Origin of the sequence: Polynucleobacter rarus (assembly GCF_003072505.1) — a bacterium.
Classification (GTDB): Bacteria; Pseudomonadota; Gammaproteobacteria; order Burkholderiales; family Burkholderiaceae; genus Polynucleobacter; species Polynucleobacter rarus.
The window spans coordinates 697,115-720,752 of sequence record NZ_NTGB01000001.1 but is presented as its reverse complement, the minus strand read 5'-3'; the positions used below and the strand labels follow the sequence as shown (position 1 = coordinate 720,752).

The window sequence follows — 23,638 nt, the reverse complement described above, 5'->3', positions numbered from 1 at the left end:
TCTTTTTGAAGGTTGGAAAGAAAGTTAATTTTGTACCATGCTTGAAAAAAACTATAAATTAATAGGACAAAAAATCCAAGATAAAAAGCAGCTGAAAAAGAAAAAATCTCACCCCAAATAAAGCTGATCAAACAAATAGCAAAGGGGAAAAACAGAGCTTTAAAAATCTCTCTGGGCATAATAAATAAGGTGCTTATTTAAGAATTAATTGAAAATCTATAGGTTGAGATAAAGATTAACATATAGATACAAAGAAACTACATTATTTCAATGCAGTATCACACCACTAATGCAGGATTCCTGGTTAGACGATAACCGCTACCACGAACAGTTTCAATCATCGTATCACATCCCACCGGGGCTAAAGCAGCTCGTAAACGCTTGATATGGACATCAACCGTACGTTCTTCAACAAAAACATGATCACCCCAAACTTTGTCAAGTAATTGACCGCGGGCATGAACCCTTTCAGGATTTGACATTAAAAAACGTAATAAACGGAATTCTGTAGGGCCTAAATCAATTTTGATTGTTTCTTCATCAAGTTGACAAGTTACACGATGCGTTGTTGGATCTAACTTAAGAGCATTAATTTCAATCACTTCATCAGTTAATTGGGGTGACTTTCTTCTTAAAACAGCACGAATACGAGCGATTAACTCTTTTGGAGAAAAGGGTTTCGTCAGATAATCATCAGCACCAGCATCTAAACCAGCAATTTTATCCATTTCTTCTGTTCTGGCAGTGAGAAATATAATTGGAATATCTTTGGTTCGGTCATTGTTACGTAAATCTTTGGCAAATTGAATACCTGATTTACCCGGCAACATCCAATCCAGCACGATTAAATCCGGTAATACTTCCTTCATCAGCATCGCTGCTTGATCTGCTTGAAAAGCGCGGACGGGTAAAAACCCCTCATGGCTTAGGTTGATAGAAATTAACTCAGCAATGGAGGGTTCATCTTCAACAATAAGAATGCTACTAGCCATTTTATTTATTTGCCTCTTCAATTAATTTTTCATGAGGAATATGCCTCACATCCATACCTTTGTCGACATAGATAACAAACTCAGATATATTTTTAGCATGGTCTCCAATTCTCTCTACAGCCTTTGCTATAAAGAGAATTTCTAAGGCAGTGGAAATAATACGAGGATCTTCACTCATGTAGGAATTGAGTTTTCGTACAAAGCCTCTAAATTCATTATCAATTTCAATATCATCAGCCACAATCTGCGCCGCAGCCTTAGAGTCCATTCTAGCGAAGGCATCGAGTGAGCGACGTAAAAGACCTAAGGCCATTTGTCCTGCAATACGAATTTCAGCTACGTTAATATGATAGGGAGCATTAACGTCAACGATTTTTCTAATTCTGGCAGCAATATGGTCTGCTTCATCACCAACCCGCTCTAAATTAGAAATCGCCTTTGAGACACCCATAACCAATCTTAAATCTTTAGCCGTAGGCTGACGGCGAGCTAAGATTTCCGCACATTCTGCATCAATCGCAATTTCGTAATCATTCACTGCCTTTTCTTTTTGCATTACTTCATCGGCAAGCTCGGCATCCATCGAAGAAAAAGCTTTCATCACTTTCGCAACTTGCGACTCTACCAAACCGCCCATTTCAAGTAAATGAGCATTAATATTATTTAAATCCGCATCAAACTGAGATGATAAATGTTTATCTGGCATGTTGATCCCCTAAATTTTTATACTAGCCAAAGCGACCAGTAATGTAATCTTCCGTTTCCTCACGATCAGGCTTTAAGAAGATTTGTTTGGTGTCATTGAACTCGATCAATTCGCCAAGATACATAAATGCAGTATAGTCTGAAATACGGGCCGCCTGTTGCATGTTATGGGTAACGATAGCAACCGTGTAATCTTTCTTCAGTTCATGAACAAGTTCTTCAACCTTACCGGTTGAAATTGGGTCTAAAGCTGAAGTTGGTTCATCTAGCAATAAAACTGTCGGCTTCACTGCCACGCCTCTGGCAATACATAAACGTTGTTGCTGACCACCGGACAAAGACAAGCCACTTTGATTGAGTTTATCTTTCACTTCATTCCACAAAGCTGCTTTATTCAATGCCCACTCAACGCGTTCATCCATATCAACTTTGCTCAAATTTTCATATAACTTAACGCCAAAAGCGATGTTATCGTAAATTGTCATCGGAAATGGAGTTGGCTTTTGGAAGATCATCCCGACCTTAGATCTTAAAAGGTTTAAGTCTAGTTTTGGATCTAAGATATCTTCACCGTATAAATTAATTTGACCTTCAGCGCGCTGACCAGGATACAAATCATACATCCGATTAAAGGTTCTTAATAGCGTGGATTTGCCACATCCTGAGGGACCAATAAATGCAGTAACTTTGTTTTCAGCAATATTTAAGTTAATAGACTTTAAACCTTTGAACTTCCCATAATAAAAGTCTAGGTTTTTCACTTCGATTGCATTTTTTACATTTGCAGTTTCTAGCATTATGATTTCTCTCTAAAAAATACGCGGGCAAGAACGTTTAGCCCTAAAACAGTTAAAGTAATAATTAAAGCTCCGCCCCAAGCTAGGTTGACCCAGTTCTCATAAGGACTTAACGCAAATTGGTAAATCACCACCGGTAGATTCGACATCGGCTTACTCATATCAGCTGAGAAAAACTGATTATTTAGAGCTGTAAATAATAATGGCGCAGTTTCTCCACTTACCCGAGCAATCGCTAGCAATATGCCAGTGATTACACCGCTTTTAGCCGAACGTAAAATAATTGAGAATGAAACTTTCCACTTCGGTGTTCCAAGAGCATATGCAGCTTCACGCAGTGTGCTAGGCACAAGTCTTAACATGTTTTCAGTTGTTTTAAGGACCACTGGAACAGCAATTAATGAAAGAGCCAACGTTCCAGCAAAGCCTGAGAAGTGCTTAACTTGAGCAACATAAATTGCATAGACAAAAAGCCCAATCACAATGGAGGGAGCTGATAGCATGATGTCGTTAACAAAACGCGTAATACTCGCAATTTTGCTTCTATCACCATACTCAGCCAAAAAGATACCAGCAAGAACACCAATTGGTGTGCTAACAAAAGTACATAATCCAACCATCATTAAGCTACCAACAATAGCGTTAGAAAGACCACCACCTACTGAGCCAGGTGCTGGAGTGCTATTCAAGAAAAAATCTAAACTGAGGGCTGCAAAACCTTTAGAAAAAAGGATAAATAAAATCCATATTAGCGCAGTCATACCCAGTAACATTGCACCCATCGAAAGAGTAAGTCCGACAGTATTACTAATTTTTCTAGATCTATAAATATTTTTATTCATAAATTAGTTCTTACTTCCTTGATTTTTTTCCATGTTAATCAACATCCATTTTGCTAAAGCCAAAACAAATAAAGTGATAATGAAAAGGGTTAAACCGAGTGCGAAAAGTGAGGAGTAGTGAAGTCCAGGCTCTGCTTCACCGAATTCATTTGCTAAGGTGGATGCGATAGAAGACCCAGGTGAGAACAGTGAAGGACTAATGCGATGGGCGTTACCAATCACGAATGTAACTGCCATCGTTTCTCCAAGTGCCCGGCCTAAACCTAACATGACTCCACCCACAACCCCAGTTCGTGTGTAAGGCAGTACCACCCTAGTCACTACTTCCCAAGTAGTACAACCAATTCCATAAGCAGCCTCTTTCAAAACTGGAGGAACAATTTCAAACACATCCCGCATTACTGAAGTAATGAAAGGAATAATCATAAAAGCTAATATTAATGCAGCTGTTAAGAGACCAATACCGTTTGGAGCTCCTTTGAATAAAATACCGATTACTGGTAATTGCCCAAGTGTTGAGGTCAAGAATGGTTGGACGTATTCGCCGAAAACAGGCGCAAACACAAACAAACCGAACATACCGTAAATAATAGAAGGCACAGCAGCAAGAAGTTCAACCGCAGTACCAAGAGGTCTTTTCAACCATGAAGGACACATTTCGGTTAGGAAAACAGAGATTCCGAAACTGACTGGCACTGCAATTAAAAGAGCGATGATGGCAGTAACCAGGGTACCGTAAATAGAGTCAAGTCCGCCAAATTCAGAGTTAACTACATCCCACTCATTACGGAAAAAGAACCCTGGACCATATTTAGCAAACGTTGGCCAAGAGGTAATAATTAAGGAAATAATAATACCGGCCAAAACAACTAGCACAAGTGATGCGAAGGTCAAAGTTACTTTGTGGAAAATAAAATCTTGCAAACGTTGTTTACGAATGATTTTACTCATTTCTGGGGATAGCTTAATCCCTTTACTCACATCAGTTTCTGACATCATATTTTCCATAAAAAACTCAAAATTGATTCAACAATAAATTGAAAGAAACACCTCAACCGAAATTGAGGTGTTTGTTGAAATTACTTGATTTGAGACCAAACGTTTTTAGCAATGTAATCAACTACTGGATCAGGTAATGGTACATAGTCAATTGCAGCAGCCATTGGATCACCAGACTTATAAGCCCATGTTAGGAACTTAATTGTCTCGGCTGATTTTTCCGCATTGGCAGGATTTTTGTACATTATTATGAATGTCGATCCAGTAATAGGCCAAGAATTCGCACCAGGTTGCTGTGTCAAAGAAATACCCATGCCAGGTGTTGAAGACCAGTTAGCACCTGCAGCAGCAGCCTTGAATGTATCCAGTGAGGGACTTACAAACTTACCATCTAAATTCTTCAATTGAAGAAATGTCATGTTGTTAATTTTTGCATAAGCATATTCAACATATCCAATAGAACCCTTAACTCTAGTTACGTTTGCGGAAACGCCTTCATTTCCCTTACCGCCTACTGTAGAAGTTGCAGGCCATTTAACGGTTGCACCAGAACCCACTTTCTCAGCCCACATTTTGTTGGCTTTTGATAAGTAGTCTGTGAAAACAGCAGTTGTTCCTGATCCATCTGAACGTGTTACAACGGTAATTGCTTGGTCAGGTAGCTTTACTCCAGGATTCAGGGCGGCTAGCTTTGCGTCATTCCAATTTGAAATATCACCAGCGAAAATTAAGGCCATTGTTTCACCATCCAACTTCAATTGGCCTGGCTTAAACCCTGCTAAATTAGCTACTGGAACTACTCCACCCATAATTACTGGGAATTGAACCATACCACTTTTTTCTAAATCTTCGCCTTTTAGTGGAGCATCGCTTGCGCCAAAGTCTACAGTCTTTTCACGAATTTGCTTGATACCACCTGAAGAGCCGATAGAGGCATAGTTTACATTGTTACCAGTTTGTTTTTTGTACTCTTCTGCCCATTTACTCATCACTGGAGCAACAAAGGAAGAACCTGCACCGGTGATATCTGTAGCAAATATTTGGCTTGAAACGGCTAATAGTGATCCAATTAGCAATGTATTGGTGATTTTCTTGAACATACTTTCCTCACGGTTTAATTTGACAAACAATAGTGATACTTTAAATGATGAATATGAGGGAAATATGACAACAATTTAATATGTCATATATTAAATTAAATTCTTTATAAAACAATTACTTAAAAAAATCAAGGAATACATTTTGCGATTAATTGCGCGTATTTTTCAGCAATACTTTTATCATTTGCTTCTACCATTACCCGTAAAACAGGCTCGGTTCCAGAGGCTCTGAGTAAAACACGACCGATACCTAAAAGCTCACTTTCAGATTTTTGCACCACTTTAGATAAATTTTCATCTAGCTTAAAGTCATAGCCTTTTTTAAATTTGACGTTTATCAAAATTTGTGGATATAGTGGAACTTCAGCCAATCGCTCAAGAATCACCCCTTTCGTTCTATAAATTGCAGATAAGACCTGAAGTGCGGCTACGATGCCATCACCCGTACTATGCTTATCTAAAAACAATAAATGGCCAGATCCTTCTCCACCAATTTGCCATCCGTTATTTTTTAGTTTTTCCAAAACATATCGATCACCGACATTAGCTCGCTCAAATGGCACGCCTAGGGCCTTAATAGCATTTTCAATAGCTAAATTAGTCATTAAGGTACCTACTACGCCAGGAACTTTATTGCCCGTCTCTAAGCGATCTTTCACCACCAAATAAAGTAGTTGATCACCGTTGAACAAATTGCCATTTTTATCTATCAGTTGCAATCGATCCGCATCCCCGTCAAGGGCAATCCCGAAATCAGCTTTCGTTTCTAAAACTTTATCAATACAAGCTTGAGGCGAAGTCGCTCCAAAGCCATCATTAATATTCATGCCATTTGGCTGGTTACCAATCGGTATCACTTCAGCACCTAGCTCATGAAACACGTGCCTAGCAATATGATAAGCAGCCCCATTGGCCGTATCCACAACCAGTTTCAAATTAAACAAATCAGAGTCATTTGGAAATGTACTCTTACAAAACTCGATATATCTTCCTGCAGCATCGTCTAAGCGCCTTACTTTACCAAGTTGATCAGAAGAACAACAAATAAGAGGCTCACTAATTGCTTGTTCAATTTCATATTCGATCGAATCTGGTAATTTATCCCCGAAGGAGGTAAAGAACTTAATCCCGTTATCTTGATAAGGATTATGTGAAGCTGATATAACCACGCCGGCAGATAATCTGAGCGTTCTAGTTAAATAGGCAATACCGGGGGTCGGTATCGGACCACATAAGACCACATCCACACCAGCAGCACAAAAACCAGCTTCTAAAGCTGATTCCAACATATAGCCAGATATTCTTGTATCTTTGCCAATTAATACTGTTTGACGACCATGACCATCCCAGTATTTTGAAAAAACACGGCCAGCAGCGTAACCTAGTTGCATTACAAAATCAGGGCTGATTGGAGACTTACCCACTTCACCGCGGATACCATCAGTGCCAAAGTATTTTTTCTTCATTATTTTTATCTTCTTTCTGTTAAATGATCTCATTACTCAATGAGGTCCACACCTTAATAGCCTGTACGCTTTCTTTCACATCATGAACTCGCAGTATATTCGCCCCTCGCGAAATACTAAATAGCATGGCAGCAATACTTGCAACAGTTCTATCTTCCGTATCAGATCCTATGATTTTTCCTAAGGTACTTTTTCTGGAAATACCAATAAGGGTAGGCATCCCAAAATGATCAAAGGAACTTAGTTGATTCAGGAGATGTAAATTATGTACTGGGGTTTTACCAAAACCAATGCCTGGATCTAGACAAATTCGATCAAGACAAACTCCCAATGACTCTAAAATTTTAATCCGTTGAAAAAAAAAATCATTCACTTCTTGGATGACATCTTCGTAGCTTGGACGGATTTGCATGGTTTTAGGGTCATTTTGCATATGCATTACGCATAAGCCTATGGCAGGATAATCGACCGCAACTTGTTGGTTGCCTGGGCTTGAAAAACCTGAAATATCATTCAAAATATCAATTCCCGCTTTAGCTGCTAGGGACATTGTTGAGGTTTTATATGAATCCAATGACAAAGCGACTTTAGCGTCTTTGAGCGCCTCAATGATGGGCATCACCCGGTCTTGTTCCTCAGAATCGGAAACTGTTTCAGCGCCTGGCTTGGAAGATTCTCCACCAATATCAAGAATCCTTGCGCCATCTTCAATCATTTGGAAAGCGTGGTCAAGGGCTTTATTTTTACTAAAGTATCTGCCACCATCCGAAAATGAATCTGGCGTCACATTTAAAATGCCCATCACAATCGGCAATGCAGGACTAGCGCAGAGGTCATCACCTGGTGACCAGTTAAAAAGAAAACGCCCGCAACGCCACGTTGCGGGCTTTTGATTACTCAATTCCATACGGTACTAGCTTAAATCGTTGCAGGTGAACTACCCTTAGCAGTATTTGGCGAGTTACCACCGTCACCATTCGTTGAACCAGTCGTACTTTTAGCGTCTTCACTTGGTTTTGGTGGACGAGGAGTATTACCAGCCATGATGTCGTTAACTTGATCAGCGTCGATTGTTTCCCACTCAAGTAATGCCACAACCATTGCATCAACTTTATCTCGATTATTTTCCAAGAGGCTCTTAGCTAGAGCGTACTGCTGATCTAATAATGAACGGATTTCAGCATCCACTTTTTGTTGAGTGACTTCTGAAACGGTTTTTGAATTCATTCGACCAAACACACTATCAGACTCTGTATCAACATAAACCATGGTTCCCAAGGATTCACTCATACCGTAACGAGTCACCATATCTCGGGCTAATTTTGTTGCTCTCTCAAAATCATTGGATGCGCCAGTACTCATGGAGTTCAGGAATACTTCTTCTGCTGCACGACCACCAAATAAAATCGCTAAATCTTCTAGCATACGATCTTTATATAAATTTACGCGATCAAACTCAGGTAATTGCCATGTCACACCTAGCGCCATACCACGTGGCATGATCGTAACCTTGTGAACTGGGTCTGCCTTTGGCAACAACTTTGCAACTACCGCATGTCCGGACTCATGATAAGCCGTATTACGACGCTCATCTTCCCTCATCACAGCAGATTTACGCTCAGGTCCCATGTAAATTTTGTCTTTAGCATCTTCGAAGTCAGACATTTCTACAGAACGCTTGTTTCTTCTAGCAGCAAACAATGCTGCTTCATTCACGAGGTTGGCAAGATCAGCACCTGAAAAACCAGGAGTACCACGCGCCAAGACTGCTGCATCAACATCAGCGTCAATTGGAACTTTGCGCATATGGACTTTTAAAATTTGCTCACGACCACGAATATCAGGCAAACCAACATAAACTTGACGATCAAAACGTCCCGGTCTGAGTAAGGCCTTGTCTAATACATCAGACCTATTGGTAGCAGCAATAACGATCACACCGCTATTCGCTTCAAAGCCATCCATCTCAACTAACATTTGGTTCAATGTTTGTTCACGTTCATCATTACCGCCACCTGTACCGGCACCACGATGACGACCAACAGCATCAATCTCATCAATAAAAATGATGCAAGGCGCTTGTTTTTTGGCATTTTCAAACATGTCACGTACTCTTGCAGCACCGACACCTACAAACATTTCCACAAAGTCAGAACCAGAAATAGCAAAAAAAGGTACTTTTGCCTCACCAGCAATAGCGCGTGCTAAGAGGGTCTTACCAGTTCCAGGAGGACCTACCAATAAAACGCCACGTGGAATCCGACCACCTAGTTTTTGAAACTTTGAAGGGTCCTTTAAGAAGTCAACTAACTCTGCTACTTCACCTTTCGCTTCATCACAGCCAGCGACGTCAGTGAAATTTACAGGATTACTGTTTTCATCAATTAAACGTGCTTTTGATTTACCAAATGAGAATGCTCCACCCTTACCGCCACCTTGCATTTGACGCATCATAAAGAACCAGAAACCAATAATGAGTAATGTAGGCCCCAAGTAATACAAGGCAGACACAAAAACACTCGGCTCGTCCTCAGCTTTACCAGTAACCTGCACACCAAACTTCATTAAGTCGCCAACCATCCAGATATCGCCTGGAGAAATAATATTGTATTTGTTACCGTCTGAACCAGTAACTTGTAAAGTTCGCCCTTGCACGTCTACACGCTTGATTTTGCCAACTTTAGCGTCTTCCATAAACTGCGAGTAGGTCAACTGATCCTGCGCGCGAGGTTTGTCAAACTGTTTAAAGAATGTAAATACGACTAAAGCAACAATCAGCCAAATGCCGACTTTTTGCATCATTTGATTATTCAAAATAACTCCAATGGATAAAAGTAAGGTTTCTAACCTTATAAGTAATTCTACTATCCTTCATTTTCAAGTGCTGAACAACTATTTATTTTACTATTTTTGCCTTTTTTTCTCTATAGGTCAATAATTTCAGTTACTTAGTAAATAGTTTATAAGGACTTTAAAAACCTTCCTAACAGAAAGGTTTCTGCCGATCGATCTCTAGATGCCTTTGGTTTTCGAGGGGCAACTACTTTAAAGACTTTTTTAAATGACTCAACGATTTGACTATAACCACTTCCATGGAAACATTTAATCAATAAAGAACCCTCTGGAGTTAAATGTTTTTGAGAAAACTCTAGGGCTAATTCAGCTAAATGGCCCATTCTGGCCGCATCAGCAACAGCAACTCCTGATAGGTTGGGAGCCATATCAGACAACACTAGATTTACCCTACGAACATCGACTTGAGCACCTCCAGGCAGAGCTAGTTCTAGCTGCTGAAAGACACTATCCTCCCGGAAATCACCTTGAATAAATAAAACATCAGCAACCGGCTCCATTGGTAACAGATCAATCGCCACTACTGTGCCGTCTGGTTTACCATCCGCAATATCAGAATTTTTTTTACCTAATTCAGTTAATCGATTTCTTGCGTATTGACTCCAACTACCAGGAGCACTTCCCAAGTCAACAATCACCATACCGGCTTTAATTAAATGATCTTGCTCATCAATTTCTTTCAATTTAAAGGCCGCACGTGCGCGATAACCTTCTCTTTGTGCCATTTTCACATAAGGGTCATTGAGGTGGTCTTGCAACCAGTCTTTGTTAAATTTATTCTTCGACATGATAAAAACTAAAAAAAGGCTTTAAGTGTTGGGTCAAGTGAGAGATAATACACCTCTATGACTATTTTAGAAATTGATTCTTCCGTTCGTTCAGACCTTCGTGCTCAGGCGCATGCACTTTCACCCACCGTAATGATTGGCGCCGATGGCTTAACGCCAGCGGTGATTAAAGAAGCCGACCACGCCTTAAATTCCCATCAACTCATCAAAATTAGAGTGCTTGGAGATGATCGTGAAGCCAGATTGGCAATGTACGATCAAATCTGTGACCAATTAAATGCGGCAAAGGTCCAACATATTGGCAAGTTATTAGTGATTTATCGTCAACAAATGCTGACAAATGAGGAACTAAAAAACCTACAAAGTAAATCATCCAACCATAAAAGGAACGATGAAGGCTTTGGGGCACCTCGCACTGTAATGGTTAAGAAATACACAAGAAACCCTCAAAAAAGACCTAAACCTGTTGCGACACGCGTTTTGGGAAATGAAAGAGTGGCGGCTGGTGGTCAGTTAAAAAGAGCCAAAGCTAGACAACCTAGTATTAAAAAGAGAAGCTTAGGCTAATTTTTTTAAGTACGGCAGTTGATCGCTAGTGTTGTATCTTGGTAGATCGCCAAAACACCAATCCGAGTAATGCGAGTTCAACTAAAAAAATACTACTAGAAACGCCGTGTAGTGTTTGGAAAAGTTGAGCTTTATTCGAAAGCAAAACCGGAAAACCCTCTGAAAGTGTGTTTTCTCGGATAGCGACCATCCAAGGCTGGATGATGAAATTGCCAATCATACTTAGGATGAGGGTTCCAAGTAAATACCAACGGATGAGTTTAAATTGCCCAAGCCCTCGACGGACTAAAGTATTTGCAAATAAGAGCAAGCTCATCCCCAAAATAATGCTGATAATACCCGCATTTTTGAAAATCTGGCCAGCAACCATTCCAGCAACTTGTTTATCTGTCAAATAGCTAAAAATAGTCATCGGGACTAATAAACCAACCGCTATCATTAATCCGACCCATATACCAGTAAAGCAAACAAATACTCTTTGAGAGTTGGTATAAGTATTTGTCATGCTATTTTAGGCAAAATCAATTAGATATACTGAACAGAAATAATCTCAACTTCACGTTCACCACCGGGCGTAGCAATTTTTACTACATCTCCAGACTCTTTTCGAATGAGCGCTCTTGCGATCGGTGAACTAATTGAAATTTTATTTACTTCGATATCAGCCTCGTCATCACCAACAATTTGGTAACTCATTTTCTTACTGGTATCTAAGTCTTCTAATTCAACCGTGGCACCAAATACTACTTTGCCATCAGCATCAATCAGCGTAGGATCAATTACTTGTGCTGCAGACAGCTTGCCTTCAATTTCTTGGATTCGACCTTCGATAAATGCTTGCTTTTCTTTAGCAGCATCATATTCGGCATTTTCGGATAAGTCCCCTTGGGCTCTTGCTTCTGAGATGGCAATCACAACTGCTGGACGCTCAATGTGTTTTAAACGATGTAATTCATCTTTTAGGCGTTCGGCACCAACTACTGTGACAGGTATTGTATTCATCAAATATGTTCCAAATAAACTTAAAATTAATTATTAATGCAAAGACTTATGTAAGGTTTGTAAATCATAAACTTCTAATTCATTAATTGCGCCAAGACCTTCCACAACCGCAGCCGCTGCACTAATAGTAGTGTAGTAAGTAACCTTATTAGCTTGTGAAGTGGTTCTGATGGATCTTGAATCAGCAATCTCACTTCGATTTTCATCGACAGTAGTAAAGACCAAAGAAATCTCACCGTTTTTGATCATGTCAACAATATCGGGTCTGCCTTCTTTTACTTTGTTCACAGTCCGAACTGGAACGCCAGCAGCTTCAATTGCTTTTGCAGTTCCTCGTGTTGCCACCAATGGATAGCCCATTTTATGGAGCATCATGGCAACCTCAACGGCTCGCTTTTTATCTCTATTTTTAACAGATAATAAAACAGTGCCACTCTCTGGTAATAGAGTACTTGCTGCCATCTGGGATTTAAATAAAGCCTCTCCAAATGTTTTACCCACTCCCATGACTTCACCTGTAGAGCGCATTTCAGGCCCTAAAATTGGATCAACTCCAGGAAACTTATTAAACGGAAAAACCGCTTCTTTTACTGAATAATAATCAGGTATTACCTCTGCCCCAATCCCTTGTTCATCAAGTGATTGACCAACCATACAACGTGCGGCAATCTTCGCTAATTGCAGGCCAGTTGCTTTAGAAACAAAAGGTACGGTTCTAGAAGCTCTAGGATTTACTTCCAACACATACACGACATCTTTTCCATCATTTTGTTGGATCGCAAACTGCACATTCATCAATCCGACTACATGCAGGCCTTTGGCCATTTCAGTAGTCTGACGACGTAACTCTTGGATTGTTTCTTGAGAGAGTGTGTAAGGTGGTAAAGAGCAGGCGGAGTCACCAGAATGAACACCTGCAAGTTCGATGTGTTCCATCACACCACCAATAAATACTCTTTGCCCATCAGAAATACAATCAACATCGCATTCAATGGCATCATCTAAGAAGCGATCCAGTAGAACTGGTGAGTCGTGTGAAACCTTGACGGCCTCCCGCATATATCTCTCTAAATCATGCACATCATTGACGATTTCCATCGCACGACCGCCGAGCACGTAAGATGGTCTCACAACTAAAGGATACCCAATCTCCACAGATAAACGGACGGCCTCAGACTCTGTTCTTGCAGTTCTATTAGGTGGTTGTAAAAGGTTTAAATCATTTAATAATTTTTGAAATCTTTCACGATCTTCTGCAGCGTCAATCATATCTGGAGAAGTACCAATAATAGGTACTCCATTCGCTTCTAAATCTAAGGCTAACTTCAATGGCGTTTGCCCGCCATATTGAACAATCACACCTAATGGATTTTCAAGAGCAACAATCTCTAAAACATCTTCTAGTGTCAAAGACTCAAAATACAAGCGATCTGAGGTATCGTAGTCAGTGGAGACGGTCTCTGGATTACAGTTCACCATAATGGTTTCATAACCATCGTCACGCATCGCTAAAGCCGCATGGACACAACAATAGTCGAATTCAATACCTTGACCAATTCGATTAGGTCCACCACCTAAAACCATAATCTTTTTACGATCAGTGGGGCGTGATTCACATTCTGCACCTTGCTGCTCGTAAGTGGAGTACATATAAGCAGTATTTGTTGAAAATTCTGCGGCACAAGTGTCAACCCGCTTATAAACGGGACGAATCTCTAATTCATGGCGACGCAACCTCACCGAGGTAGCATCGCATTGCATTAGGGTTGCAAGTCTTCGATCGGAAAAACCTTTTTGTTTTATCAATCTTAACTCTTGCTCGGTCAAATCTTGCAATTGCTTTTTACGAATCAAGTCTTCTAGACCAACTAATTCATGAATTTGGTTTAGGAACCAAGGATCAATCGAGGTGAAATTGAAAACTTCTTCAATACTAAGACCTTGTCTAAATGCGTCAGCAACATACCAAATACGATCCGGTCCTGGCGATCTAATTTCTGCGATGATCTGATGAATATCAACACTTACCTCATCTAAGCCATCCACTCCGACCTCTAAACCTCTGAGTGCTTTTTGGAAAGACTCTTGGAAAGTTCTGCCGATGGCCATCACTTCACCAACTGATTTCATTTGCGTCGTTAGATGTTTATCTGCTTCACGAAATTTCTCAAAAGCAAAACGTGGCACTTTGGTAACAACATAATCAATCGAAGGCTCAAAAGAAGCTGGAGTTGCTCCGCCAGTAATTTCATTTTGTAACTCATCCAGCGTAAAACCAACTGCCAGTTTGGCTGCAATTTTAGCGATAGGAAAACCAGTGGCCTTTGATGCCAAAGCAGAGGATCTTGAAACCCTGGGATTCATTTCAATCACAATCATGCGACCATCTTTTGGGTTCACAGCAAACTGGACATTGGAACCACCTGTATCAACACCAATTTCACGTAAAACAGCCAAGGAAGCGTTTCTCATGATTTGATATTCACGATCCGTGAGAGTCTGGGCTGGAGCAACTGTAATCGAATCACCCGTATGAACACCCATTGGATCAAGGTTTTCAATGGAACAAACAATGATGCAGTTATCATTCTTATCCCGCACCACTTCCATCTCATACTCTTTCCAACCGAGCAAAGACTCTTCAATTAATAGTTCATTGGTCGGTGATAGATCTAAACCTCGCTTACAAATCTCTTCAAATTCTTCACGGTTATAAGCAATACCACCGCCGGATCCACCCATCGTGAATGATGGACGAATAATCACCGGGTAACCACTGCCACCAGTAATTTTGGCAACTTTTTGTTGCACTTCCTGCGCTTCTAACCAAGAATGCGCAACATCTGATGTTGCAGATCCCAAGCCAATTTTGGTCATGGCTTGTTTAAATTTTTGGCGATCTTCCGCTTTATCAATTGCCTCTGGGGATGCGCCAATCAGTTCACATCCATATTTCTCTAGGATACCGTGACGGTGCAGATCTAATGCGCAATTTAGAGCAGTTTGTCCACCCATGGTTGGCAAAATCGCATCAGGTTGCTCTTTAGCAATAATTTTTTCAACAATTTCCCAAGTAATCGGTTCAATGTAAGTCACATCGGCCATCTCAGGATCGGTCATGATTGTTGCTGGGTTGCTATTCACCAGAATAACCTTGTACCCTTCCGAACGAAGGGACTTACAGGCCTGAGCTCCTGAATAATCAAACTCACAAGCCTGACCAATAATAATTGGGCCAGCACCAATGATTAAAATACTTTTTATGTCGGTACGCTTGGGCATTTAAACTCTCACATTGATTCAATAAAACGGTCAAACAAATAAGCTACATCTTGTGGGCCAGGTGATGCCTCTGGATGTCCCTGAAAACAGAATGCGGGTCGATCCGTCCAAGACAATCCTTGCAATGATCCGTCAAAGAGGGATATATGGGTGGGCTTCACGTTATCTGGCAAGCTAGCCATATCTACTGCAAAGCCATGATTTTGCGAAGTAATGACAACCCTACCTGTATTTAAGTCTTTAACAGGATGATTAGCACCATGATGTCCAAATTTCATTTTTAAGGTTTTTGCTCCCGCTGCGAGGCCCATAATTTGGTGACCTAAACAGATGCCAAATAAAGGAATCTTTTTTTCTAAAAAAACTTTAGTTGCAGCAATTGCATAGTCACAAGGCTCAGGATCACCAGGACCATTCGAAAGGAAAATACCGTCTGGTTGCATTGCTAGGACTTCTGCAGCAGAAGTTTTAGCGGGTACAACAATCACCTTGCAGCCCCGGCTTGCTAACATCCGAAGAATATTTCTTTTTACACCGAAGTCATAGGCAACAACCGTTTTATGCAGAAGGGGCTTCTTGAAACTTGGCCTGTCTGATTCATCAAAAAGCTGCCACTCGCCCTCAGTCCATTCATAGGAATTCGGGGTCGAAACGACTTGAGCTAAATCTAAACCAGACATACCGGGAAATTCAGAAACAACTTGTTTCGCTTTTGACAATAAAGCATCAAGGGAATCGCCTTTATTACCGGCAACGATAGCGCCACTTTGAGCGCCCTTATCCCTCAAATAACGCGTTAACTCACGGGTATCAATACCGCTAATCCCAACTATTTGTTGGTCAATTAAGTACTGTTGGAGTGTGGATTGGCTTCTAAAGTTGGAGTCAATGATTGATAAGTCTCTAATAATGATTCCAGCAGCACAAAATTTACCTGATTCATCATCTTGGTCGTTGACACCCACGTTACCAATATGAGGATAAGTTAAGGTCACAATTTGCTTGGTATAACTAGGGTCAGTAAAAATTTCTTGATAACCCGTCATCGAGGTATTGAAGACCACCTCTCCTACGGTTGAGCCAAGAATACCGATGCTAAATCCAGCAAAGGATTTGCCATCAGCTAATACCAAAACAGCTGGAGGTAATTGAGGTTTGAGTGAGTATGTATGAGTAATTTTCGATAGTGGCAGCAAAGCATTCTCCAGTTCCCTGCTGCAATTTAACCAACTCCCGTCAAAGAAAAACTTTCAAGGTAATTAATTAGGGGGATTAGTCTATATAAGCGCTAGGGTCTTGATGGAAGTAATTGAACTAGTCATTATTATAACAAGTAAATCAATCGCCACCCCAAAACTCTAGCTGACTCTTATCTTTCTGATTAGTTAGAGGATTCTTGAATGATCTTCTGAATTTGAATTAGAACATTCTTGTCCTCTAAGGTACTCAAATCTCCCGGATCACGGCCCTCCAAGACAGCTTGTAATGCTCTACGAACAATTTTTCCAGAACGTGTTTTCGGTAAGGCTGACACAACAATAACCCGCGCGGGTCTGGCAATCGGACCTAATTGACGATCAACTGTTTTCATGATTTGATCTTCAATTCCAATAATTTGCGTGGCATCTTTGGGAATAGCGAAAGCAATCGCCACCTGCCCCTTTAGAGTATCAGCGATACCGACTACTGCAACCTCTGCAACATTTGGGTGACTAGCAATACTTTCTTCAATCTCCCTTGTTCCTAAACGATGCCCCGCTATATTAATCACATCATCCGTTCTACCTAAGATGAAGTAATAGCCATCTTCATCTTTGATACCCCAGTCGAAAGTGGAGTACAGCATTTTTCCAGGAATTGTTTGCCAATATGTTTTGACGAAACGCTCGTCGTCGCCCCATAGGGTTTGTAAACATCCTGGCGGTAAAGGTCCCTCTATAGCTAATAAGCCCTTTTGATTTGGTCCTAGTTCTGCACCGGTATTTTCATCGATTAATTTCATGTTATAGCCAAACACTGGAAGACCGGGGGACCCTAATTTGGTCGGCATTACCTCAACACCATGTTGTAAAGCCAAAATAGGCCAACCTGTTTCTGTCTGCCAATAATTGTCAATCACAGGCTTTTGAATAGCACTCGTAATCCAGTTGGCCGTAGGCTCATCAAGTGGCTCACCAGCTAAAAACAAGTTTCTCAAAGAAGATAAATCGTATTTTTCTAAATATTTTGGGTCTTGTTTTTTCAAAACCCGAATTGCCGTCGGCGCAGAAAACATCGTCGTGACACGATATTTTTCGACTAAACTCCACCAAATACCAGCATCCGGACTCAATGGCGTTCCCTCAAACATAATCGTCGCCATACCGTTAATCAGTGGAGCATAAATAATATAACCATGACCAACTACCCAACCAATATCGGATGTGCAGAACATCGTTTCACCAGGTTTGGCACAAAAAATGGCTGGCATGGTTGCAGCTAAGGCTACTGCGTAACCTCCGGTATCTCTTTGCACACCTTTTGGCTTACCTGTGGTTCCAGATGTGTAAAGGATGTAGGAGGGGTCTGTCGACTCTAACCAGGTACAAGGAACTCTTGCGTCCAAATGAGTTTCTCGAAGTTGATGATAATCAAGATCCCGACCAGTAACCTTTTCATAATCATACAAATTACGCGATACCACTAATACCTTAGTTGGTTTATGACTTGATAAATTGATTGCCTCATCGAGTAGTGGTTTATAAGGAATTACCTTGCCTCCTCTTAAACCGGCCTCAGTCGAAACAATTAAAGTTGGTTTTGCATCTTCAATGCGGGCAGCCAAACTATGAGAAGCAAATCCGCCAAAGACAACAGAATGAATCGCTCCCAATCTTAGGGCGGCAAGCATTGCAAAACATGCTGTGGCAACCATGGGCATATAAATTAAAACGCGATCCCCTTTTTTAACTCCTTGGGATTGCATAATGGCGGCCATGCGATTGACTTCCTCATACAACTCTTGATAGGTATAAGTCACTTCAGTTTGTGTTTCAACTGAAACGGTAATTAAAGCGGCTTGATTGGCACGCTCTTTTAAATGTCGATCAACTGCGTTGTAACAAATATTTGTTCTGCCGCCAATAAACCATTTCGCAAATGGTGGATTTTGGTAGTCAAGTACCTTCTCAAAAGGTCGATCCCAATCAATTAATTTGGATTGCTCTGCCCAAAAAATCTCCGGTTGTTGAATAGATTGTTGAAAAAAATCAGTGTACTTTGACATTTTTATCCCTCTAACATTTTAATTTTTTGTAATAATTATTTTTTACTATCTAATTCTTTTTTTGTCGAATGGTTTTTACTTTGCTGCTTCTTATTGTTTGATTTTTTCGCAGCCTGTTGCCGATTTTTTTCTACTTTTTTTGCCTCTCCAGCGCTGATTTTGGGAGAATCTGAACTATTTACTTTGTTCAATCCCGTCTTGGTATTAGGCAGATAGTTGGCAAGCCGGCTAGGGGTTGCCGTACACTTTTTCCCTCGACAGTACATTTTTACTGGCACAGCAGTTAGCTCTCTTTCTAGGAGCAATGATCCATTTTGAGCAATATCGGCATTTATATCCTCAGTATGTTCCGTTTTTTTAGGTATTAACAAACTAGATCCTGCTCGAATTTTCATCCCATTGGGGATGTTATTGACCAAGCGAATATCAGCAGGAGAGACTTGAATCTGCTGAGCAATTTTTTCTACTGTTTCAGTTTTATTAACCTTGACAGCCGTCCAAGAAGATAGCGGCTTTTGATGAGCCCTGAGATTATCTTTATAAATTTCTGCCTTGCCATAAGGTAAAAGAATCGATTGATTAAACTCCTTCAAAATAACAGGCTTAGTAAAGGATGGGTTTAGGGCAATAAACTGATCCTTAGCCATATCTGAAAGTTCAATCGCTTTATCTAAATCAATATCGCGCGTGACTGGCACTTCTACAAAATAGGGGTGATTTGGCACACTTGGCAATCTAAAACCATATTTTTCAGGATTTTCGATAATTCGTTTATAAGCCAAGAGCCTTGGGACGTAATTTTTCGTTTCATTAGGCATTGAAAGACTCAAGTAATCGGTAGGGAGATTAGCATTTTGGTTTTTTTTAATTGCTCGGCTAACTGAGCCCTCCCCCCAGTTATAGGCAGCAAGAGCTAACTGCCAATCATCAAATTGATAATGTAGTCGCTGTAAATAGTCTAAAGCTGCGCGAGTTGATTTAATAATATCGCCTCGTTCATCCAGAAACATATTTTGTTTTAAATTAAAGCTCTTACCGGTAGTCGGCATAAATTGCCACATCCCAGCCGCTTTTGCTGGTGAGATCGCTTTGGGGTTAAACGCGCTTTCTACAAAAGGGAGTAAAGCAAGTTCAGTAGGTAAGTCTCTTGCTTCAACTTCTTCAATAATATAAAAAAGGTAACTGGATGATCTTTCTAGTAATCGATTAACTGACTCTGGATTTGCCTGCAGTAACCGAATATGCTTTTCAACTAAATCGTACTCTGGATCAGGTATTTCAAAACCAGTACGCAAGCGGTCCCAAATATCTTTCGCTGCAACTACCTCATTTTTTTCAACCTTATCAGTTAATTGAGGAGTTAAAACAGGTGGTTGTTTAGGCGCTAAAGTTGGACCGTCACCTCCCGTTACCAACACTGAATTTGTAGCACATCCTGAAAGTAATCCAAGAATTACCAACGGAAAAATCCAACGAATCACTTAAAAACATCCTTCCAACCACGAATGACCGAAAAAACCTCTTTGGGTTCTGAGACAGGACGACCAGCATAGGATGATGCGGCTGTCATCACCGACGCTTCTTGACATCTCAAAAATGGATTTACGGTAAGCTCTAAACCGATTGTGGTTGGTACTGTATATTTTTCTTCATGCCGAAGAGATTCAGCACGATTTGACCACTCCATTAATTCTTGGTTATTGGGTTCTACCGCTTTAGCAAAGCGAATATTTGACAAGGTGTATTCATGGGCGCAACAAACCAGAGTCTGTGTGGGTAAAATCGCCAATCGTTGTAATGAATCAAACAGCTGATTAGCAGTTCCCTCAAAAATTCTGCCACAACCAGATGCAAAAAGCGTATCTCCACAAAACAACCTGGGTGGGTTTGCTTTCTCTAAATAATAAGCAATATGACCTTTTGTATGACCACCTACGTCAATTACCTGCAAAAGCACGCCATTCAAAATATCAATCACCTCCCCCCCGCTAAACGATTGGGTTTTATGAGGTATTTCTTCTTGACTTGGGCCATATACGATTGGAGTTCCCATCCCTGATGTAATCGCCCAATCCATTAACTCATTGATACCACCGATATGGTCACGATGATGATGGGTAATTAAAAATCCGTCCAAGTATAGGGAATGGTTCTCAAGGTAATCACGAACTACGGAGGCATCTCCCGGATCAACTACCCAAACGTGCCCTGATTTCTCAAGTAGCCAAATATAGTTATCATTAAATGCGGGCAGTTGAATAAATTGCAATTTTTTATCCTAAGTCTATTATTAGTGGTTGAAATCAAATCTGGAAATGGAACCCTACTTGAATTACACTAATTAGTACTTCAAGTTACTACATAAGCATGATATCAACTGAACCAGAAAATGCCAATTACTCTTTAAATGAGTGGAATGAATGGTTGTCGACCTCTGCAGGTCAATATGCCTTGAACTGGGAGCAAAAGCAATTTAATAAAATTGTGGATGACGCCTTTGGCTTCGATGCACTCCAAATTGGTCTGCCCAGCTTGACTTGTCTGGCGCAAAATCGCATGCCGAATCGCTGGTTGATGCTTCTAGACTCTCAACCTAGTAACCAAAACCCATTATTGCCCCACATTCCCACTCTTTGCCAAGCCTCCGTGTATGATTTGCCATTTGCAAATGAAAGCATTGACTTGATCGCTTTGCCCCATGTTCTAGAATTTAGTGAAAATCCCCATGAAGCGTTGAGGGAAATTCACCGTATTTTACGACCGGAGGGAAGGATCGTAATTTCTGGGTTCAACCCCATGAGCCTCTGGGGACTGCGCCAATACACCGGTCGCATCTTTCATCAACCCTTTTTACCCCAATCTGGTCGATTTATTAGTCACTTTCGGATTAAAGATTGGTTAAATTTATTAAATTACTCAATTGATCGAGGAAAGTTCGGTTGTTACGGTTTTCCTACTAAAAAAAGTAATGCTAATCAAGAGTTTACTTTTTTAGATAAGGCTGGAGATAGATGGTGGCCATTTTTTGGCTCCATCTTTATGCTTTCCGCGATAAAAAGAAACCCAGCAATTAGGATGGTTGGCAAAATTAAAGCCAAACGCCCACTTTTAAAACCCCAACTAGCAACAGTTCAGCAGACCAATCAATCGCACGAACTCAAAAATAATGACGACAAATAATCCAACTGTAATTGTTTACACCGATGGCGCCTGTAAAGGTAATCCTGGCTTAGGGGGATGGGGAGCATTCTTAAAGTATGGAGAGCATGAAAAATTCCTCAAAGGTGGAGAAAAATTTACGACCAACAATCGCATGGAACTCAATGCGGTAATTGAAGCCCTGAAAGCACTGAAGTTCGCTTGCACAATTAATCTATATACCGACTCGAAATATGTGCAAAAAGGGGTAACGGAGTGGCTGGCTGGCTGGAAAAGGAATGGTTGGCGCAAGGCAGATAGAAGTCCGTTACTCAATGCCGATCTTTGGCAAGCACTCGACCAAGAAATTCAACAACATACCATTCATTGGCATTGGGTTAAAGGGCATTCTGGGGATCCAGGAAATGAAATCGCAGATCGGTTAGCAAATGAAGGCGCTAGCTCTGTGATTTAAAAAACTTAGATTAAATCAATAAACTTAAAATATAACCAAACTGTTAAAAAATTATGAGAAAATCGAGACACGATAAGTTAAACAACTATTCAATTTTTTTAGATAATTAACTAATTTTGTTTTTATCCCAATTCATTCGTAAGAAACCAAAAAATTCATGAATAACTCAATTAAATCGACATTTAGTATCAAAAAAATTGGGCTTTCTTTGTTACTCTTAGCAGTACTTGGATACGCAATTTACACTTTCTTCTTTTCCGCACCGAAAGAAGAGAAAAAGCAAAACCAAGGTCCTCAAACGATTGTTTCCGTCAAAGCCGAGAAAAAAGACTTCCCAGTCATTATTGAGACTTCAGGTAATGTCGTTTCAGCTAGTATTGTGGATATTCGCCCTCAAGTGACTAACATCATCTCCAAAATACATTTTAAAGATGGCCAAAACGTCAGAGAGGGAGATATTTTGTTTTCGCTTGATGACCGCGCAGACAAAGCAAATTATGAAAAAGCGAAAGCCTTAGCGGAAGATGCTCAGCGTCAATATCAAAGATCTGTTGAATTACTAAAACAAAACTTTATTTCACAAGCCACTGTTGATACAGCCCTAGCCAATGCAAATTCTGCCCAAGCGACTGCCAACGCCGCAGCGGTAGCCCTTAGCTACGACACCATTCGTTCGCCAATAACCGGTAAAACTGGAGTGATCAATGTGTTTGTGGGTCAACTTGTTCAACCTGGTAATGTGGTTTCAACCTCGACTACTTCAGCTAGTACAACCACTCTGGGCGCAATGGTAACCATCTCGCAAATTAATCCCATTTATGTTCAATTCATGATTCCAGAGGCTTATATGGCCAGCCTAGTTCAATTACAAAAATCAAGTACTGCTTTAGGCGTGAAGGTGGACATCGGCGGTGGTCAGGTTAAAGAAGGAAAAGTATTTGTGATTGATAACCAAATCGATACTTCCATAGGATCAGTGAAGGTAAAAGCAACTATAGACAATTCAGATAATACTTTGGCTCCTGGGCGTTTTGTGAATGTCACTTTGCAAACACAATTAATTAAAGATTCATTAGTTGTTCCAAGTCAAGCAATCATCTCTGATACGATGGGTGACCAAGTCTATGTTGTAGACGAAGAAAATAAAGTTGCATTGAAAAAAATTAAGATCATCGCTCAAAATAATGGTAATGCGGCAATTTCAGGTATCGAAGAAGGTACTCGGGTGGTGGTTGAAGGTAAACAAAACCTACGCCCTGGTTCAAAAGTCGCTGAATCAGCATTTGGAAAATCGGAAGACAAGCCAAAGCCAGCCAAAGAAGCAGCTCCAGGATCAAATTAACGCTTTGTGAGTATTCTTATTCTTC

General features: G+C 40.5%; 21 protein-coding genes. 4 read left to right on the top strand and 17 right to left on the bottom strand.

What is annotated here, in order from left to right; genetic code table 11:
* Positions 1–278 precede the first annotated feature (278 nt).
* The 10 genes from phoB to AOC35_RS03300 form a co-directional block, all read right to left on the bottom strand.
* Positions 279–992 (bottom strand): phosphate regulon transcriptional regulator PhoB, encoded by a 714-nt coding sequence (gene phoB, locus AOC35_RS03345; RefSeq protein WP_108645773.1) that lies wholly within the window; start codon positions 990–992, stop codon positions 279–281.
* Position 993: 1 nt separating this feature from the next.
* Complete coding sequence (gene phoU, locus AOC35_RS03340) at positions 994–1,698, bottom strand: phosphate signaling complex protein PhoU (protein WP_108645772.1); 705 nt, start codon at positions 1,696–1,698, stop codon at positions 994–996.
* Positions 1,699–1,720: 22 nt separating this feature from the next.
* Positions 1,721–2,494, bottom strand: coding sequence for a phosphate ABC transporter ATP-binding protein PstB (gene pstB, locus AOC35_RS03335; RefSeq protein WP_108645771.1), 774 nt, complete (start codon positions 2,492–2,494; stop codon positions 1,721–1,723).
* Positions 2,494–3,336, bottom strand: a complete 843-nt coding sequence (pstA, locus tag AOC35_RS03330; protein WP_108645770.1) for a phosphate ABC transporter permease PstA — start codon at positions 3,334–3,336, stop codon at positions 2,494–2,496. Before pstA ends, pstB begins: the two co-directional genes overlap by 1 nt.
* Before the next feature lie 3 nt (positions 3,337–3,339).
* On the bottom strand, positions 3,340–4,332 hold the full coding sequence (gene pstC / locus AOC35_RS03325) for a phosphate ABC transporter permease subunit PstC (RefSeq protein ID WP_245898406.1): 993 nt from the start codon (positions 4,330–4,332) through the stop codon (positions 3,340–3,342).
* Between the two features lie 83 nt (positions 4,333–4,415).
* The gene (pstS, locus tag AOC35_RS03320; protein ID WP_108645768.1) at positions 4,416–5,435 is read right to left on the bottom strand and encodes a phosphate ABC transporter substrate-binding protein PstS; all 1,020 of its coding nucleotides are present in this window, start codon (positions 5,433–5,435) and stop codon (positions 4,416–4,418) included.
* Positions 5,436–5,563: 128 nt separating this feature from the next.
* Positions 5,564–6,901: a phosphoglucosamine mutase gene (gene glmM, locus AOC35_RS03315; RefSeq protein ID WP_108645767.1), complete on the bottom strand. Its 1,338-nt coding sequence runs from the start codon at positions 6,899–6,901 to the stop codon at positions 5,564–5,566.
* 19 nt (positions 6,902–6,920) lie between these two features.
* Positions 6,921–7,808 (bottom strand): dihydropteroate synthase, encoded by an 888-nt coding sequence (gene folP / locus AOC35_RS03310; protein WP_108645766.1) that lies wholly within the window; start codon positions 7,806–7,808, stop codon positions 6,921–6,923.
* Positions 7,809–7,819: 11 nt separating this feature from the next.
* Positions 7,820–9,715 (bottom strand): ATP-dependent zinc metalloprotease FtsH, encoded by a 1,896-nt coding sequence (ftsH, locus tag AOC35_RS03305; protein ID WP_108645765.1) that lies wholly within the window; start codon positions 9,713–9,715, stop codon positions 7,820–7,822.
* A 146-nt stretch (positions 9,716–9,861) separates the two neighbouring features.
* Positions 9,862–10,542: an RlmE family RNA methyltransferase gene (locus AOC35_RS03300; protein WP_108645764.1), complete on the bottom strand. Its 681-nt coding sequence runs from the start codon at positions 10,540–10,542 to the stop codon at positions 9,862–9,864.
* A gap of 57 nt (positions 10,543–10,599) precedes the next feature.
* On the opposite strand from AOC35_RS03300, the gene AOC35_RS03295 reads away from it, so the two are divergent.
* Positions 10,600–11,109, top strand: coding sequence for a YhbY family RNA-binding protein (locus AOC35_RS03295; protein WP_108645763.1), 510 nt, complete (start codon positions 10,600–10,602; stop codon positions 11,107–11,109).
* A gap of 25 nt (positions 11,110–11,134) precedes the next feature.
* On the opposite strand, the gene AOC35_RS03290 is transcribed toward AOC35_RS03295, so the two are convergent.
* The 7 genes from AOC35_RS03290 to gloB all read right to left on the bottom strand — a co-directional run bounded on the left by AOC35_RS03290 (position 11,135) and on the right by gloB (position 20,927).
* Positions 11,135–11,614 (bottom strand): DUF4149 domain-containing protein, encoded by a 480-nt coding sequence (locus tag AOC35_RS03290; RefSeq protein WP_108645762.1) that lies wholly within the window; start codon positions 11,612–11,614, stop codon positions 11,135–11,137.
* A 20-nt stretch (positions 11,615–11,634) separates the two neighbouring features.
* Positions 11,635–12,111: a transcription elongation factor GreA gene (gene greA, locus AOC35_RS03285; RefSeq protein ID WP_108645761.1), complete on the bottom strand. Its 477-nt coding sequence runs from the start codon at positions 12,109–12,111 to the stop codon at positions 11,635–11,637.
* Between the two features lie 33 nt (positions 12,112–12,144).
* A complete protein-coding gene (gene carB / locus AOC35_RS03280; RefSeq protein WP_108645760.1) occupies positions 12,145–15,393 on the bottom strand; it encodes a carbamoyl-phosphate synthase large subunit in 3,249 nt (1,082 codons plus the stop codon).
* Between the two features lie 8 nt (positions 15,394–15,401).
* Positions 15,402–16,586 (bottom strand): glutamine-hydrolyzing carbamoyl-phosphate synthase small subunit, encoded by a 1,185-nt coding sequence (carA, locus tag AOC35_RS03275; protein WP_245898548.1) that lies wholly within the window; start codon positions 16,584–16,586, stop codon positions 15,402–15,404.
* A gap of 188 nt (positions 16,587–16,774) precedes the next feature.
* Positions 16,775–18,658: a propionate--CoA ligase gene (locus AOC35_RS03270; protein ID WP_108645759.1), complete on the bottom strand. Its 1,884-nt coding sequence runs from the start codon at positions 18,656–18,658 to the stop codon at positions 16,775–16,777.
* 35 nt (positions 18,659–18,693) lie between these two features.
* Positions 18,694–20,139: a transglycosylase SLT domain-containing protein gene (locus AOC35_RS03265; protein ID WP_108645758.1), complete on the bottom strand. Its 1,446-nt coding sequence runs from the start codon at positions 20,137–20,139 to the stop codon at positions 18,694–18,696.
* Positions 20,136–20,927: a hydroxyacylglutathione hydrolase gene (gloB, locus tag AOC35_RS03260; RefSeq protein WP_108645757.1), complete on the bottom strand. Its 792-nt coding sequence runs from the start codon at positions 20,925–20,927 to the stop codon at positions 20,136–20,138. Before gloB ends, AOC35_RS03265 begins: the two co-directional genes overlap by 4 nt.
* Positions 20,928–21,025: 98 nt before the next feature.
* Between gloB and AOC35_RS03255 the strand changes: the two genes are divergently transcribed.
* The 3 genes from AOC35_RS03255 to AOC35_RS03245 all read left to right on the top strand — a co-directional run bounded on the left by AOC35_RS03255 (position 21,026) and on the right by AOC35_RS03245 (position 23,613).
* Entirely contained in the window at positions 21,026–21,838 is an 813-nt protein-coding gene (locus AOC35_RS03255) for a class I SAM-dependent methyltransferase (protein ID WP_108645756.1), read from the top strand.
* Positions 21,825–22,271 carry a ribonuclease HI gene (gene rnhA / locus AOC35_RS03250; protein ID WP_108645755.1) on the top strand — a complete coding sequence of 149 codons (447 nt, stop codon included), beginning with the start codon at positions 21,825–21,827 and terminating at the stop codon, positions 22,269–22,271. The genes AOC35_RS03255 and rnhA overlap by 14 nt, the downstream gene beginning before the upstream one ends.
* A gap of 157 nt (positions 22,272–22,428) precedes the next feature.
* Entirely contained in the window at positions 22,429–23,613 is a 1,185-nt protein-coding gene (locus tag AOC35_RS03245) for an efflux RND transporter periplasmic adaptor subunit (RefSeq protein WP_108645754.1), read from the top strand.
* Positions 23,614–23,638: the final 25 nt, after the last annotated feature.

Coding starts and splice junctions, on each gene's coding strand:
- phoB (WP_108645773.1), bottom strand. CDS start 992: ATGGCTAGTAGCATTCTTATTGTTGAAGATGAACCCTCCATTGCTGAG.
- phoU (WP_108645772.1), bottom strand. CDS start 1,698: ATGCCAGATAAACATTTATCATCTCAGTTTGATGCGGATTTAAATAAT.
- pstB (WP_108645771.1), bottom strand. CDS start 2,494: ATGCTAGAAACTGCAAATGTAAAAAATGCAATCGAAGTGAAAAACCTA.
- pstA (WP_108645770.1), bottom strand. CDS start 3,336: ATGAATAAAAATATTTATAGATCTAGAAAAATTAGTAATACTGTCGGA.
- pstC (WP_245898406.1), bottom strand. CDS start 4,332: ATGTCAGAAACTGATGTGAGTAAAGGGATTAAGCTATCCCCAGAAATG.
- pstS (WP_108645768.1), bottom strand. CDS start 5,435: ATGTTCAAGAAAATCACCAATACATTGCTAATTGGATCACTATTAGCC.
- glmM (WP_108645767.1), bottom strand. CDS start 6,901: ATGAAGAAAAAATACTTTGGCACTGATGGTATCCGCGGTGAAGTGGGT.
- folP (WP_108645766.1), bottom strand. CDS start 7,808: ATGGAATTGAGTAATCAAAAGCCCGCAACGTGGCGTTGCGGGCGTTTT.
- AOC35_RS03300 (WP_108645764.1), bottom strand. CDS start 10,542: ATGTCGAAGAATAAATTTAACAAAGACTGGTTGCAAGACCACCTCAAT.
- AOC35_RS03295 (WP_108645763.1), top strand. CDS start 10,600: ATGACTATTTTAGAAATTGATTCTTCCGTTCGTTCAGACCTTCGTGCT.
- AOC35_RS03290 (WP_108645762.1), bottom strand. CDS start 11,614: ATGACAAATACTTATACCAACTCTCAAAGAGTATTTGTTTGCTTTACT.
- greA (WP_108645761.1), bottom strand. CDS start 12,111: ATGAATACAATACCTGTCACAGTAGTTGGTGCCGAACGCCTAAAAGAT.
- carB (WP_108645760.1), bottom strand. CDS start 15,393: ATGCCCAAGCGTACCGACATAAAAAGTATTTTAATCATTGGTGCTGGC.
- AOC35_RS03270 (WP_108645759.1), bottom strand. CDS start 18,658: ATGTCAAAGTACACTGATTTTTTTCAACAATCTATTCAACAACCGGAG.
- AOC35_RS03255 (WP_108645756.1), top strand. CDS start 21,026: ATGATATCAACTGAACCAGAAAATGCCAATTACTCTTTAAATGAGTGG.
- rnhA (WP_108645755.1), top strand. CDS start 21,825: ATGACGACAAATAATCCAACTGTAATTGTTTACACCGATGGCGCCTGT.
- AOC35_RS03245 (WP_108645754.1), top strand. CDS start 22,429: ATGAATAACTCAATTAAATCGACATTTAGTATCAAAAAAATTGGGCTT.